Annotated in this window: 12 protein-coding genes and 1 pseudogene; 4 read left to right on the top strand and 9 right to left on the bottom strand. The window is 73.9% G+C overall.

The window, feature by feature from the left end; translation table 11 throughout:
- Nucleotides 1–21: 21 nt before the first annotated feature.
- The 6 genes from RM590_RS30965 to RM590_RS30940 form a co-directional block, all read right to left on the bottom strand.
- Nucleotides 22–618: a 50S ribosomal protein L25/general stress protein Ctc gene (locus RM590_RS30965; RefSeq protein WP_311708093.1), complete on the bottom strand. Its 597-nt coding sequence runs from the start codon at nucleotides 616–618 to the stop codon at nucleotides 22–24.
- A 170-nt stretch (nucleotides 619–788) separates the two neighbouring features.
- Nucleotides 789–1766, bottom strand: a complete 978-nt coding sequence (locus RM590_RS30960; RefSeq protein ID WP_311708092.1) for a ribose-phosphate diphosphokinase — start codon at nucleotides 1764–1766, stop codon at nucleotides 789–791.
- 69 nt (nucleotides 1767–1835) lie between these two features.
- Complete coding sequence (glmU, locus tag RM590_RS30955; RefSeq protein ID WP_311708091.1) at nucleotides 1836–3299, bottom strand: bifunctional UDP-N-acetylglucosamine diphosphorylase/glucosamine-1-phosphate N-acetyltransferase GlmU; 1464 nt, start codon at nucleotides 3297–3299, stop codon at nucleotides 1836–1838.
- Nucleotides 3300–3354: 55 nt separating this feature from the next.
- Nucleotides 3355–4251 carry a cellulose-binding protein gene (locus RM590_RS30950; protein ID WP_311708090.1) on the bottom strand — a complete coding sequence of 299 codons (897 nt, stop codon included), beginning with the start codon at nucleotides 4249–4251 and terminating at the stop codon, nucleotides 3355–3357.
- 16 nt (nucleotides 4252–4267) lie between these two features.
- Nucleotides 4268–6529, bottom strand: coding sequence for an SUKH-4 family immunity protein (locus RM590_RS30945; protein ID WP_311708089.1), 2262 nt, complete (start codon nucleotides 6527–6529; stop codon nucleotides 4268–4270).
- 7 nt (nucleotides 6530–6536) lie between these two features.
- Nucleotides 6537–7511 (bottom strand): HNH endonuclease, encoded by a 975-nt coding sequence (locus tag RM590_RS30940; RefSeq protein ID WP_311708088.1) that lies wholly within the window; start codon nucleotides 7509–7511, stop codon nucleotides 6537–6539.
- Here RM590_RS30940 and RM590_RS30935 point away from each other — a divergent pair.
- Nucleotides 7475–8020, top strand: a pseudogene (locus tag RM590_RS30935) (YwqJ-related putative deaminase); the annotation flags it as partial. The gene RM590_RS30940 and the pseudogene RM590_RS30935 overlap by 37 nt on opposite strands.
- A 63-nt stretch (nucleotides 8021–8083) precedes the next feature.
- A complete protein-coding gene (locus RM590_RS30930) occupies nucleotides 8084–8578 on the top strand; it encodes an SUKH-3 domain-containing protein (protein ID WP_311708169.1) in 495 nt (164 codons plus the stop codon).
- Between the two features lie 15 nt (nucleotides 8579–8593).
- Here RM590_RS30930 and RM590_RS30925 read toward each other — a convergent pair whose 3' ends face one another.
- From RM590_RS30925 to RM590_RS30915, 3 genes are all read right to left on the bottom strand, one after another.
- Nucleotides 8594–9568, bottom strand: coding sequence for a nucleoside triphosphate pyrophosphohydrolase (locus RM590_RS30925; RefSeq protein WP_311708087.1), 975 nt, complete (start codon nucleotides 9566–9568; stop codon nucleotides 8594–8596).
- The gene (locus RM590_RS30920; protein WP_311708086.1) at nucleotides 9565–10239 is read right to left on the bottom strand and encodes a SurA N-terminal domain-containing protein; all 675 of its coding nucleotides are present in this window, start codon (nucleotides 10237–10239) and stop codon (nucleotides 9565–9567) included. Before RM590_RS30920 ends, RM590_RS30925 begins: the two co-directional genes overlap by 4 nt.
- A gap of 61 nt (nucleotides 10240–10300) precedes the next feature.
- Entirely contained in the window at nucleotides 10301–11590 is a 1290-nt protein-coding gene (locus RM590_RS30915; RefSeq protein WP_311708085.1) for a DUF6716 putative glycosyltransferase, read from the bottom strand.
- Nucleotides 11591–11904: 314 nt separating this feature from the next.
- Here RM590_RS30915 and RM590_RS30910 point away from each other — a divergent pair, with 314 nt between their 5' ends.
- On the top strand, nucleotides 11905–12693 hold the full coding sequence (locus tag RM590_RS30910; protein ID WP_311708084.1) for an ABC transporter ATP-binding protein: 789 nt from the start codon (nucleotides 11905–11907) through the stop codon (nucleotides 12691–12693).
- A partial coding sequence (locus tag RM590_RS30905; RefSeq protein WP_311708083.1) for an ABC transporter permease occupies nucleotides 12690–14511 on the top strand: 1822 nt, incomplete at its 3' end. The genes RM590_RS30910 and RM590_RS30905, both read left to right, overlap by 4 nt.

The following is a 14511-nucleotide window of genomic DNA, read 5'->3' as shown; positions in this document are numbered from 1 at the left end:
CCCGGGGGCCGGGGCCCAAGCTCAGGCGGTGGCCTCGGCCTCTTCGCCGCCCTCGGCCGCCTCGGCGGCGGGCTCCTCGGCCTGCGGCTGGAGGACCTGGATCACGACGTCCTCGCCGTCGATGGCCAGCGTGGTGCCGGACGGCAGCGTGATGTCCTTGGCGAGCACGGAGGCGCCCGCCTCCAGGCCCTCGACGGAGACGGTGACCGACTCCGGGATGTGGGTGGCCTCGGCCTCGACGGGCAGGGCGTTCAGCACGTGCTCCAGCAGGCCGCCGCCGGGGCCGAGCTCGCCCTCGGTGAGGACCGGGATCTCGACGGTGACCTTCTCGCCGCGCTTGACGATCAGCAGGTCGAGGTGGACCAGGAAGCCGCGGATGGCCTCGCGCTGGACGGCCTTGGGGATCACCAGCTCCTGGCGGCCCTCGATGTCCAGGGTGATCAGCACGTTCGGCGTCTTCAGCGCCAGCATCAGCTCGTGCCCGGGCAGCGTCACGTGGACCGGCTCGGTGCCGTGTCCGTAGATGACGGCGGGCACCTTGCCCGTGGCGCGGATACGGCGCGACGCGCCCTTGCCGAACTCCTGGCGGATCTCGGCGGCGATCTTCACATCAGCCATGGCTGCACTCCTCGTGGTGTCGGAACCGGTGAACGTCACCCGGCCCCGCGGAAGGACCTGCCACGAAGAGCGCGTCGATAACGGATGAGCCCCGTGGGCCCTCCCTCGCCGAGCAACTCCGGGAGTCTACCCGGCGGGGAGGACTCCGCCCAATTCGGGCCCGGCAGGCCCTACGCGTCGCCCTCGAAGAGGCTGGTCACGGAGCCGTCCTCGAAGACCTCGCGGACCGCGCGGGCGATCGTCGGGGCCATGGACAGCACCGTGATCTTGTCCACCGAGACCTGCTTGGGGGTGGGCAGCGAGTTCGTGAAGATGAACTCGCTCACCTGGGAGTTCTTCAGCCGGTCCGCCGCCGGCCCGGACAGCACGCCGTGCGTGGCCGCCACGATCACGTCCTCCGCGCCGTTGGTGAACAGCGCCTCGGCCGCCGCGCAGATCGTGCCGCCGGTGTCGATCATGTCGTCCACCAGCACGCACACCCGGCCGCGCACGTCGCCGACGACCTCGTGCACGGTGACCTGGTTCGCCACGTCGGGGTCGCGCCGCTTGTGCACGATCGCCAGTGGCGCGGCCAGCCGGTCCGCCCAGCGGTCGGCCACCCGCACCCGGCCGGCGTCCGGGGAGACGACCGTCAGCTTCTTCCGGTCCACGCGCCCCGAGATGTACTCGGTCAGCACCGGCAGCGCGAAGAGGTGGTCCACCGGGCCGTCGAAGTACCCCTGCACCTGGTCCGCGTGCAGATCCATCGTGATGATGCGGTCCGCCCCGGCGGTCTTGAGCATGTCCGCCATCAGCCGGGCGGAGATCGGCTCCCGGCCGCGGTGCTTCTTGTCCTGCCGCGCATAGCCGTAGAACGGAATGATCACGGAGATGCTCCGCGCCGACGCCCTCTTCAGCGCGTCGATCATGATGAGCTGCTCCATGATCCATTTATTGATCGGCGCTGTGTGACTCTGCATCAGAAAACAGTCGGCGCCGCGCACCGACTCCTGAAAACGCACATAAATCTCGCCGTTGGCAAAGTCCTGGGCCTTTGTCGGGACCAGCCCCACGCCCAATTCGGCGGCGACCTCCTTCGCCAACTCGGGGTGGGCGCGGCCGGAGAAGAGCATCAGCTTCTTCTCGCCGGTCGTCTTGATCCCGGTCACGTTACGTCTCCTTGGCATCCGCGTCGGCGCTCGTTCACCCCCGGGGGGCTCCTCTACGGTACGCCCCTCTCAGTCCCGCTCGTCCTTGTCCTCCGTCGCAGCTAGAGCGGCTTCGGCCGCCCGGGCCGCCTCCGAACCCGGCCGCTTGCGCGCCACCCAGCCCTGGATGTTCCGCTGCTGGCCCCTGGCTACGGCGAGTGATCCGGGCGGCACGTCCCGGGTGATGACCGAACCGGCCGCCGTGTAGGAACCGTCCCCGACGGTGACAGGCGCCACAAACATATTGTCGGAACCCGTCTTGCAGTACGAGCCGATCGTGGTGTGGTGCTTTGCCTCGCCGTCGTAGTTCACGAAGACACTGGCCGCGCCGATGTTCGTGTGATCGCCGATGGTGGCGTCCCCCACATACGACAGATGCGGCACCTTCGTGCCCTCGCCAATGGTCGAGTTCTTCATCTCGACGAAAGTGCCGGCCTTCGCACCGGCGCCCAGCACCGTGCCGGGCCGCAGATACGCGTACGGGCCGACGTTCGCCCCGGCGCCGATCCGCGCGTTGTCCGCGACGGTGTTGTTCACGGTGGCGCCCTCGCCCACCACGGTGTCCGCCAGCCGGCAGCCCGGGCCCACCTCCGCCCCGGCACCCAGGTGGGTGGCGCCCAGCAGTTGCGTCCCCGGGTGCACCACCGCGTCCGGCTCGAACGTCACCGACGCGTCCACCCACGTCGTCGCCGGGTCCACCACGGTCACCCCGGCCAGCATCGCCCGCTCCAGCAGCCGGTCGTTGAGCAGGCGGCGGGCCCGCGCGAGCTGCACCCGGTCGTTGATCCCGACCAGCTCCCGGTGGTCGGGGGCTCGCTCCGCGCCCACCCGGTGGCCGTCCTCGCGCAGGATCCGCAGCACATCCGGCAGATACTCCTCGTTCTGGCTGTTGTCCGTGCCGACCCGGTCCAGCGCCCCGGCCAGCAGCCGGCCGTCGAACGCGAACACCCCCGAGCTGACCTCCCGCACCGCCCGCTGCTCCGGCGTCGCGTCCCGGTGCTCCACGATCGCGCTCACCGTGCCGTCCGCGTTGCGCAGGATCCGGCCGTAGCCGGTCGCGTCGGGCAGCTCCATGGTCAGCACCGTCGCCGCGTTCCCCTGGGCGGCGTGCGCCTCGGCCAGCGCCCGCAGCGTCTGGGGCGTCTGCATCGGGATGTCCCCGCACGTCACCAGGACCGGGCCGGAGGACTCCAGGCCCGCTCCGGCCAGCGCCGCGAGCCCGGCGCGCACCGCGTCCGCCGTGCCGCGCCGCTCGTGCTGCACGGCCGTGCGCACCCCGGGGTCGAACGCCGTCAGGTGCGCGGTGACCTCCTCCCGGGCGTGGCCCACCACCACGACCAGCTCCTCGGGCGCCAACTCCCGGCAGGCGGCGACCACATGGCCCACCAGGGAACGGCCGCAGATGTCGTGCAGCACCTTGGGCGTCGCGGACTTCATGCGGGTCCCCTCACCCGCTGCGAGAACGATGACGGCTGCCGGGCGGATGGAGCTCACGAAGATCGCGTCCTTCGGTCCAGGGATCGGGATTCCCGAGGATACCGAGGGGTGCTCACCGCTCCTCGTCGTCGGGCGGGCCGTTCGGGCGGCGTGGCCTGCGGCCCGTCAGCGCGGCCAGCGTGGTGCGGATGTGCGCCAGGTGCGCCCGTACCTGCTCGGACTGCTCCGCCAGGTCGCGGGCCTCCCACTCGCTCTCGCGCTCCACCCGCTGGCGCCGCACCCGGGCGTCGGCCAGCAGCTCGGCGCGCCGCGCCTCGGCGCCCTCCTCCAGCGCCTTCGCCGCCGCCTCCGCCTCGGCCAGCTCCCGCCGGGCGCCCGCCAGCACCGATTCCGCCCGGGCCGTCAGCTCGCCGACGCGGGCCTCGGTCTCCGCCTCCCGCGCGGTCAGCTCGCCCTCCAGCGCCCGGGCGGCCAGGTTCTGGGACCGGCGCTGCCCGTCCACCAGCGCCGCGCAGCGCCGCCGCACCTCGGTGAGCGCCGCCTCGGCCTCCTCGGTGACCGCCGCCGCCCACTGCCGGGCGTCGCCCACCAGCCGGGCGGCCACCGCGTCGGCCTCCGCCAGCACGCGGTCCGCCGCCGCGTCGCCCTCCGCCCGCCGCCGCACGGCGGCGGCCCGGGCCGCCTCGCGCAGCTCGGCCGCCACCGTGACGGCCTCGTCGAACATCCGGGAGGCGTCCGCCTCGGCGGCCCGCCGCAGATCGTCGGCCTCCGCCTCGACCTCGGCCAGCAGCTCGCGGGCGCGCTCGCCCAGCGACTCGAACGCCGGCGGCGGCAGCGCGGCGGCCACCGCGGCCAGCCGCGCCGCCTCCCGGCTCAGCTCGTCGGCGCGCACGCCGAGCTCGCCGAGCCGGCGCCACGCCAGGTCCCGCTCCCGGGTCAGTCCGGCCAGCGCCTGATCCACCTGCGCGGGCCGATAACCCCGCCCGCGCGCCGTGCCGAAACCCGTCATGACGGAATGATCCCCGCTAAAGGAGACCGTCCCACATCTGTTCCAGAAGGACCGACCACCAGCTCTCCGGGTCGGCCACCGCCATCGGGTCCAGGGACGCCAACTGGGCCTGGAAATCGGTGGTCCAACGGCCCGCCTGCTCGGAGTTCAGCCCGAGGCGCAGCCGCCACATCCGCCCCAGCAGCGCCATGCAGCGGGCGAACTGCGGCAGCGACGCGTTGACGAACTGCGGCGGCACCGGCTGCCCGCCGGGGCCCGCCTCCAGCGGGACCGCGACGATGGCGGCCGAGCCGTACTGCACACACAACTGCCGCCCGATGTCCGTGCCGACGACCAGATAGGACCCCGCGTCCGGCGCCGGCTGGAGGCCGCGCTCCAGCGCCAGCTCGGCCAGCGTCGGCACCGGCCGCCCGGGCTGGGCCTGGGCCCAGAAGAACGGCGCGATCTCCGTCGGCACGCCCGCCCACACCAGCGTCTGCGCCACGATCTCCGGAACGCCCTGCCGGGACACCGTCTGCGGGGTGTGCCGGAACACGCCCTGCGGCCCGAACGCCTGGACCAGCTCCTGGCCGATCATCTCCAGGGCCACGGCCGGCGCCGGCTGCTGCTGCGGCAGCGGCGCGCGCACCGGCGCGGAACGCGGCGGGCCGTCGGCGAACTGCTGGAGCTCGTCCTGATGCTCCACCAGATGCCGCACCCCGGCCTGCCGGGAGGAGAACTCCTGGCCGTACGCGGCGGTGTGCGTGATGCGCACCTGCGGCCAGGTCTCCCGGATCATGCGGGCGCAGTACCCGCCGGGCAGCTCGCAGGACTGGAGCTCGGTGTGCAGCTCCAGGACCTGCTGCGGCGGCACGTTCATGGCGCGCAGCTCGTGCAGGATCTGCCACTCCGGGTGCGGCATGCCGGGTGCCGAGCGGCGGATGAGCTGCTGCTCGGAGCCGTCCGGGGCGCGGTAGCGCAGCACCGCCATATAGCCGGAGCCGACGGCGGGCTGGCCGGGCTGCGGATAGCCGTAGCCGGCGCCCGGCGGGGGCGGCGGGGCGGCGGCCGGACCGGGGTGGCCCGGCGGCGGCAGGTCCGGGCCGCCGGGCACCGGGCCGGGCGGCGGCACCGGCTGGCCGGGGTTCCGCAGGGACGCGACGACCTCGGGGGACACGGCCTGGGTGGGCGCGTACGCCCCGCCGCCGTCGTTCGGCGCGCTGTCCGGCGCCGCGGGCGGCCGGACGCCGGGCGCGCCGGGCGCCGGGGGCGGCGGTGGCGGCACGACGGCGCCCCGCCCGCCGGGCGGCGAGGGCGGGCCGCCCATCGCCTGACCGGTTTCGGCGGTGGCCAGGTCGGCCGCGCCGCGCGGACCGGGGAACGGCGGCGGGCCCGGCACCGGCGGCGGCCCCAGAGGGGTGCCGGGCGGCGCGGCGGACGGCGGCGGGGACGGCGGACCCGCGTCCTGGACACGGGTCTTGGGCAGCGCGCTGCCCTGCGGCAGCACCGTCGTCCGGGCCTCCGAGGAGGGCGCGGCGGGCGGCGGCGTGCTGTCCGAGTCGATCACCACGGGCGGCGAGAACACCGTCGCGGGCGGCGCGATGGACTCCGCCTCCGCGCCGCTGCCGGAGGTGTCGGTGCCCGCCCAGGGCGAACCGCCGCCCGGCTCCACGTCCTTGCCGTCCCACGGGCTGCCCGCGGGCGGCGTGGTGTCGCGGCCCGCCCACGGCGAACTGCTCGGCGGCGCCGAGGCGACGGGCGCCGGCACGGGGGGCGGCGCGACGGGGTCGGCGGGCGCCGCCGGAGGCTCCGGCTCGGGAAAGGGCGCCGGGCGCCCGGGCTCCGGGAACGGCGGCGGCGCCTGGGCCGGCACCTGGGCCGGAGCCGGCGCGGGCTCGGGCGGCGGGGCCGCCGCCGCGGGCTCCGGCCTCTGGTCGGGCACGCCCGCCCGGTCCGCCGCCTCCTGGAGCCACTCCGGCGGCGTCAGCAGGAACGACGTCGCGTTCAGGTCGACGCGCTCGCCCGACGGCGCGGGCGCGGGCGCCGGGGTCCCGCCGTACTCGTCCTCGTACCGCCGGATGACGTCGCCCACCGGCAGCGCGGGCCACAGCGTGGTGTCCCCGCTGTCCCGCGCGATCACCAGCTTGCCGCCGCCGACCGGCCCGCCGCCCGGGTCCTCCGCCCAGGCCACGAAGCCCAGATCGAACTCCCGCACCCGGACCTCGCGGCGCGGCTCCGCGCTCGCCGAGCCGTTCACCCAGCGCTCGGCGCGCTCCTGCGCCTGTGCGAACGTCACCATGGCGCGCTCACCTCTCCACCGGGACGGCGTTCGCGAACCCGCCGTCCACCATCAGATTGGCCACGGTGTCCAACTCGGGCGGATTGCCCGCCAGCCGCAGCAGGAAGTCGTCGAAGTCGGTCCCGCACGGCAGCAGCAGCTCGGCGACCCGCTGCGCTATGCCCAGGCCGTCGTGGTCCCGCGCGTCGTCGTAGGGGCACAGCCAGACCGAACCCGTCTCCGGGCCCTTGATCTTGACCGCCACGATGCCGCCGTGCACGAACGCGACGCCCAGGTAGTCCTTCGTGAGGTGGTCCCGCAGGCACTTGTTGATGTAGACGAGGTCGTTGACCGCGGCCTCCTCGCGCAGCGTGAAGAACGGCTGGTCCACCAGCAGCCCCAGCTCGGCGTCCAGCGCGACCCCGACCGGGGCGCAGCCGCCGGCCGCCTTGAGGAACGAGCGGTACGCCTCCGGCAGCCGGCAGCCCAGCTTCTCCTCCGCGGCCCGGACCCGGTCCTCGGGCACGGCCACCGAGTGCGGAACGGCGAAGTGCACCGGCTTGGTCTCGGCCAGCGGCCGGGTGCCGCGCTTGTTCTGGTCGACGGCCGTGGTGGCCAGCCCGCCGTGGTGCCGCAGCAGCGCCTTCACCTCGACCGGCACCAGCTCCAGGCGCCGGGTGCGGGCCACGTGGTGCCAGGTCCAGCCGTGCGGCGTGCCCACCGCCGGCAGGTTGGCCCACAGCTCGTGCCCGGCGGCGTGCAGGGCCGCGTTCGCCGACACGTAGTCGGTCAGCCGCAGTTCGTCCACCCCGAAGCCGTCCGGCGGCTCGGCGATCTCGGCGGCCGCTCTCGCGTAGGGCGAGAAATCCGGGAAACCGTCCGCGTCCACGCGGACTCCCTGCGGATAACGAGCCGCGCGCACCGGGTCCGGGAATTGCACGATCTGCCCGGCATAGGCCCGGTTCGGTGGCGCGGCCTGCTGCCCGAGCCGACCTGTCGTCATGGCGGTACGCCCCCTGCTCCTACGTCACGCTGTTGCGGCACAGCCTATGGGGTGAGTCTGTCGGTGGCACGATCGTCCACGTGATATCGGATACCCACGGCCAGCCGACCGGCGACCCGCAGCAGCAGCGGGGCCCCGAACCGGTGCCTCCCGTGCTCCTGCATCGCCGCGACGGCATCCTGCCGACGACCGCCGCCGCGCTCTCCCTGCCGCACCGCGCCCAGGCGCTGACCGGCACCGCGAGCCGCGCCGCCGCCGTTCCCGACCTGCACCCGCTGGTCTCGGACATGCTCGCGGGGCTCGGCACCGCCCAGCGCGAACGCCATCTCGGGCGCTGCGCGGAGCCCGCCCTGCTCTCCCGCTGTCTCACGGACTCCGGCGCGCACACCCTCGACGACGCGCGGCGCGTGTTCCAGGACGCCGGGATCACGACCCGGCACATCCGCGAGGACGGCGACCCGCAGCACGGCGAATACGCCCCCCACTGCCGTTCCTGCGCCGTGCTGCTGGCCCGGTTCGGGGTGCGCAGCGTCAGCTCGGGGCCGGGCGCCGCGGGCACCTCCCCGGAGACGCTGGCCACCGGCGGCCCCTGGTCGGCCGGCACGGTCGACCAGGCGCTGGCCGCGGCCGGCTGGCAGCCGGGCCGGCAGCACGCCGCGCGGGCCGAGGAGTGGGCGGACGTCCTCAGCGGCCACCGTTCGCCGCAGGGCCACGCGCACAGCCTGTTCCCGGCGGCGTTCGAGGCCTGGGCCGAGCTGGGCGAGCTGCGCATCCAGCCGGCGGGCCCCGGGCGCGAGTTCGCCGCCAGCCGGCTCATCATCGACCCGCTGCGCGGCCTGCACTGGGCCCGCACGCTCGGCGACCTCGGCCGCGCCCTGGACACCCGGCTCTGCCCGCTGGGCGAGGAGGCCGACGGCACCTCGCTGCTGGCGCTGGACCCGGCCGGGCGGCTCTACTGCGTCGACCACACCGGCGACTGGTATCTGGGGCCGGACGTGATCAGCGGCCTGGCCACGCTGCTCACCGGGGCCGCGCCGCACCGCCTGGTGCCGCCCGAGGGCATCTGAGGAACGGACCCGCGGTCAGGACGTCGCCCGTCGCTCCGCCGCGCGGATCGCGTCCCGGTAGGTGCGGGCCGCCGCGCGGAGCGCCGTCTCCGGGTCGGTGCCCGCGGCCTCCGCCTCCGCCGCCAGGGCGAGCAGGCGGTAGCCGAAGCCGGTCTCCGGGCCGGGAAGGGGGACGTCCAGGTGCGCCGCCCGGGCGCGGGCGGCGAGCTTCGCGGCCAGCGCCAGGCCCGGCTGGCCCAGCGGAACGCCGTCCGTCACCGACGCGCGGTGCTTCTCGGCCGCCTTCGTGCGCAGCCACAGCGCCTTGACGTCCTCGGCCGTCTCGGCCCGTTCCTCGCCGAAGACGTGCGGGTGGCGGTGGATGAGCTTGGCCACGATCCCGGCCGCGACGTCGTCGATGTCGAACGGCTCCTCCGGATCGTCGCGCGCGATCCGCGCGTGGAAGACGACCTGGAGCAGCACATCGCCCAACTCCTCGCGCAGCTCCGTCCGGTCGCCCGCCTCGATGGCCTCGATCAGCTCGTACATCTCCTCCAGGCCGTACCGCGCGAGGTCCTCGCTGGTGCGCACGGACGCCCACGGACAGACGGCGCGGATGCGGTCCATCACCCGCACCAGGTCCAGCAGCCGGGCGCCGGGCAGGTCGTAGGAGCCGGGCAGCAGCTCCAGTTCGGGCAGCGACGCGGTCCGGCCCGAGCCGGCCAGCGCGGCCAGCCCGTCCGTCAGCGGCCGTTCGCCCTCGTCGGCGGCCAGCACGACCACCGTCCGGCCGCCCGCGCACGCCGCCACCAGGGCGGCGGCGTCGGTGACTTCGGGCGCGCCGGTCTCCACGGTCACGTCCGCGGCGGCCAGATAGGGCAGTTGCGGATGGTCCGGGTCCCGGCACAGCACCCGGTCGGCGCCGCGCAGCGCCTCCCAGGCGGCCCAGGACAGCAGTCCGGGAGCGACGCGTTCGGTGGTGGTCAGCAGAACGATCCGGCCATCGGTCACCCGTCGAGCGTAGCCGCCTGGGTCGCCTCGTCCTCGTCCGCCGACCGCAGCCACGGCGTCGGCGCGTCGGCGAGAAGCACCTGCTCGGCGTCCCACTCGCCGTAGCGCGGGTTCACCTCGACGCCGATCTCCTCGGCGGTCTCGGCCAGCACCGCGGCCATCTGTGTCAGGCCGTTGGCGTCGGGCGCCACGCCCAGCTCCTGGGCCAGCGACTGGAACAGCAACTGGGTGCGCAGCATCCGGTCGATCTGCTCCTCGCCGGCCAGCGGCGTGCCGTTCTGCGGCATGAGCACGGCCTCGGCCAGCGCCTCCGCGCCGCCCACCGACGCCTCGGTCTGGGCCCGGTACTCCTGCACGTCACGGCGGGTCAGCTCGACGCCCGCGTCCTGCGCGGCGCGCTCCAGCACCTCGGCGTAGACCAGGAACTCGACGGTGTCCCGGGTCAGTCCGCTGCTGGCCGAAATGAGCTGGTCGCCCTCGGGCCGGGCGCGCTGGGCGTCGCGGACGGTCTCCACCTGGGCCTGGACCGAGGCGACGGTGATCCGCTCCCCGCCGACCACGGCCGCCGCGCCCGGGTGGGCGTCGGTGGAGCAGCCGGTCAGCAGGGGGGCCGCGGTCGCGAGCAGGGCGGCGGCGGAGACGGAAAGTGCGGACGTGCGGCGGCGCTTCACTGGGCCACTCCCGTGGGCGATCCGGTAGGTCGATCGATCTTATGCAGCGGCGGGCGCCCTGTCAGCCCTGCGCCAGCCGCCGGATCACCGGCGCGACGCGGCTGCGCCCCACCCGGTACAGGCCGCCCGCGCCGCGCTGGATCAGCTTGCGCATCGCGGTGGGGCTCGCGGGGGTGGCGTTCGGCAGGGGGCGGCCGCTCAGCCCGAGGCCGTGCCGGCTGAGCAGCGCCTCCAGATAGTCGGTGGCGTTCCCCGGGGTGTAGTAGGGCCGCGCGCGCGGCAGCGTGATGCGCGAACGCAGCTCGGCGAACCGGGCCTGGGCCGCGGCGAACGGGTCCCGCTGCCCGATGCCGTGCTCCGCCGCCCACGCGGGGTCCGCCCGGGGGATCAGCCCCTCGTCGAGCTGCGCCCAGGAGGCCAGCGCGCCGGAGCCGACGAAGAAGTGGTTCCCATGGGCCTCGCGGACCCCGTAGTCGGTCAGTATCGCCGTGGGTATGCCGCGGTGGATCGCCTCCATGGCCGCGGTCGAACTCACCGTCACCAGCAGGTCGGTGCGGTCCAGCACCTCGCCCATGTCGCCGTCCACGGCCTTGAGGTTGGCCGGGGGGTCGGGCAGCTCGTCGAACAGCGCCCGGTACGGGTGGCGCTCCAGCCGGGTGGTGGTCTCGCCCTCCCGGGTGCGCAGCTTGAGCAGCACCTCCCGGTCGGGGTGGCGCCGGGCGTGCCGCTGGAGCTTGTCCAGCAGCCCGGCCCGGGCCGCGAGCCCGCTCGGCACGGTCGGCTGGACCGCGAAGCAGACGGTGAACGGCCGGTCGCGGCCGACCGCCGTCGGGTCGTACCGGTCGCCCTCCAGGAACGGCAGCCCCGCCTCGACCACGGTGTAGGGGTCGGCGCCCACGCCCCGGTAGACCTCCCGGAACCGCTTCGCGTCGTACCGGCTGTTGGCCAGCACCATGTCGGAGCCGACGCGCAGCAGCAGGCCGTCCACCAGGTTCTCGTAGACGACGCCGACGTAGCCGGAGACGACGACGGGCCGCCGGCCGGCGCTGTCCCACGCCATCCCCAGGCTGTGGATGAGCGCGAGCACGGTGCCGCCGATGGTGCCCAGGATCAGCAGGTCGGCCTCGGCGACCGCCGGGTCGTCCAGCACCTCGGCGTAGGTGACGACCTTGCTGGTGTCGGGCACGACGCCGACCTCGGCGATCTGCCGCTCGGTGGGCGTCGTCGAGGTGAGCAGGAAACGGGCGTCCAGCGCGTGCTTGGGGGCGAGCCGGCGGGCGACCAGGGCGGCCCACTTCCACCGGCTGTCGGAGTCCGCGAGGACGACGACACGAGGAACTGCGCTTCCCATCGCCTGAATCCCTTCGACGGGACCCATACGTCCCGGTTTGCTCTGGAGGGTGGACCGGGGGCGGGGTGTCCCGCGCGGACTGCCCAGACTACCGCCTGCCTGCGACATCGCGGCCCCCATGACCGGCCGCGCCGGGCCGACTTGACCCTTCCCCTACGGGAGGCGTCATGCTGCGGTCGCCGTCCCCTAGGGGCGCGTGCGACTTTGCGCCTACGCGCGGCTCGTCCTGCCGGGCGACGAGAGGCCGTCCCGGTGTCCCTAGGCTTTTGCCAGGACTCAAGGACCATCGAAGTGCGTTCCCGAATGGAGACAACGTGACAACGGCTGTAGAGGTTCCGACGACCGGGGGCAGCGGAGGGCACTCGGCCGTTGCCGCGCGGGCCGAGGGTGTCGTGAAGGCGTATGGCGCCGGTGAGACCCGGGTGGTGGCGCTGGACAACGTGTCGGTGGACATCGAACGCGGCGCGTTCACCGCGATCATGGGCCCCTCCGGCTCCGGCAAGTCGACCCTCATGCACTGCCTGGCCGGCCTGGACACCGTCAGCAACGGCCGGATCTGGATCGGCCCCACCGAGATCACCGGCCTGAAGGACAAGAAACTCACCAAACTCCGCCGCGACAACATCGGCTTCATCTTCCAGGCCTTCAACCTGCTGCCCACGTTGAACGCCCTGGAGAACATCACCCTCCCCATGGACATCGCCGGCCGCAAACCGGACAAGGAGTGGCTGGACCGCGTCGTGGCCACCGTCGGCCTGGGCGAACGCCTCAAGCACCGCCCCAACCAGCTCTCCGGCGGACAGCAGCAGCGCGTCGCCGTCGCCCGCGCCCTGGCCGCACGCCCCGAGATCATCTTCGGCGACGAACCCACCGGCAACCTCGACTCCCGCGCCGGCGCCGAAGTCCTCGGCTTCCTGCGCCGCTCCGTCGACGAACTCGGCCAGACCATCGTCATGGTCACCCACGACCCCGTCGCCGCCGCCTACGCCGACCGCATCGTCTTCCTCGCCGACGGCCGCATAGTCGACGAAATGCGCCAGCCCACCGCCGACGCGGTGCTGGACCGCATGCGCGGCTTCGACGGGCAGGGGCGCACGTCGTGACTGTTGTGAAGACGTCCCTGCGCAACTTCTTCGCGCACAAGGGACGAATGATCCTCTCCGGGCTGGCGGTGGTCCTCTCGGTGGCGTTCGTCTGCGGAACGCTGGTCTTCACCGCCACGATGAACACCACGTTCGACAAGCTCTTCGCCGACACCGCCTCCAACGTGATGATCGCCCCCGCGGAGGAAGAGGAGGAGAGCACCTTCGACGAGGGCCCGGCCAACGGCGTGCCGGAGACGGTGCCCGCCTCGCTCGTCGACGAGGTGGCCGCGGTGGACGGCGTGGAGCGCGCCACCGGCACCATCGCGGCGACCAGCGCGGTCGCCGTGGACTCCGACAACGAGAACATCGGCCCGACCACCGGCGCCCCGACCGTCGTCGCCAACTGGTCGGACATCGAGCTGCGTTCGATGAAGATCATCGAGGGCGAGGCGCCCGCGGGCCCCGGCCAGGTCATGATCGACTCGGACACCGCGGACGAGAAGGACCTGGCGATCGGCGACGAGCTGCGCCTGGTGACCGTCTTCGGCGACTTCCCGGTCACCATCGGCGGCATCGCCGAGTTCCAGGTCACCAACCCGGGCGCGGCCGTCATCTACACCGACCTGCCGACCGCCCAGGAGTATCTGCTCGGCGGCGAGAACGCGTTCACCCAGGTCTACGTCGACTCCACCGGCGCGGTCACCGACGAGGCGCTGAAGGACGCCGTCGCCGCCGTCATCGGCGCCGACACGTACAAGCTCCAGACCGCCGCCGAGTACATCGAGGAGAACCGCGACGAGATCGGCCAGGTGCTGTCCGTCCTGGAGTACGTGCTGCTCGGCTTCGCCGGCATCGCGCTGCTGGTCGGGATCTTCCTGATCGTCAACACGTTCTCGATGCTCGTCGCGCAGCGCACCCGGGAGATCGGGCTCATGCGCGCCATCGGCTCCAGCCGCCGCCAGGTCAACCGCTCCGTCCTCATCGAGGCGCTGCTGCTCGGCTTCCTCGGCTCGGCCATCGGCTTCGGCGTCGGCATCGGCCTCGCCGTCGGCCTGATGGCGCTGATGGGCGCCTTCGGCATGAACCTCAGCACCGAGGACCTCACCATCGACTGGACGGTCCCGGTCATCGGCATCGTCTTGGGCGTCATCGTCACCCTGCTCGCCGCCTACATCCCCGCCCGCCGGGCCGGGAAGATCAGCCCCATGGCCGCGCTGCGCGACGCCGGCACGCCGGGCGACGTCCGGGCCGGCCGCATCCGGGCCACCATCGGCGCGGTGCTCACCCTCGCCGGACTGGGCGCCCTGGCGGCCACCGGCTCCGCCGAGGACGCGGCGGGCGGCTCCGGATTCCTGGCGCTGGGCATCCTGTTCAGCCTGACCGGCCTCATCCTGGTCGGCCCGGCCCTGGTGGGCCTGGTCGTGCGGGCGCTGAGCGCGATCCTGCTGCGCGGCTTCGGCTCCGTTGGCCGCCTGGCCGAGCGCAACGCCCTGCGCAACCCGCGCCGCACCGGCGCCACCGCCTCGGCGCTGATGATCGGCCTGGCGCTGGTCGCGGGCCTGTCGGTCGTCGGCTCCTCGATGGTGGCCTCCGCCACCGACGAGATCGACAGCTCGCTGGGCGCCGACTACATCATCCAGACCAGCAACTTCATGCCGATCCTGCCGGAGGCCGCCGAAGCGGCCCGGGCCGTGTCCGAGCTGGACCACGTCACCGACGTCCGGGACGTGGAGACCGAGACGACCATGCCAGGCGGCGAGTCCGTCGATGTCACGCTCAGCGTCACCCAGGCGTCCTACGAGCAGGACTTCACCTCCGACGTGCTGGAGGGCGACT

This window comes from Streptomyces litchfieldiae, assembly GCF_031845365.1.
Lineage (GTDB): Bacteria > Actinomycetota > Actinomycetes > Streptomycetales > Streptomycetaceae > Streptomyces > Streptomyces litchfieldiae.
The sequence above is the reverse complement of the archived record's forward strand: the minus strand, read 5'-3'. Positions and strand labels throughout refer to the sequence as shown.

What these genes read in the sequence shown, in the direction of transcription:
- RM590_RS30945 (WP_311708089.1), bottom strand. Translation starts at nt 6,529, where the DNA reads ATGGTGACGTTCGCACAGGCGCAGGAGCGCGCCGAGCGCTGGGTGAAC.
- RM590_RS30965 (WP_311708093.1), bottom strand. Translation starts at nt 618, where the DNA reads ATGGCTGATGTGAAGATCGCCGCCGAGATCCGCCAGGAGTTCGGCAAG.
- RM590_RS30915 (WP_311708085.1), bottom strand. Translation starts at nt 11,590, where the DNA reads ATGGGAAGCGCAGTTCCTCGTGTCGTCGTCCTCGCGGACTCCGACAGC.
- RM590_RS30950 (WP_311708090.1), bottom strand. Translation starts at nt 4,251, where the DNA reads ATGACGGGTTTCGGCACGGCGCGCGGGCGGGGTTATCGGCCCGCGCAG.
- RM590_RS30940 (WP_311708088.1), bottom strand. Translation starts at nt 7,511, where the DNA reads ATGACGACAGGTCGGCTCGGGCAGCAGGCCGCGCCACCGAACCGGGCC.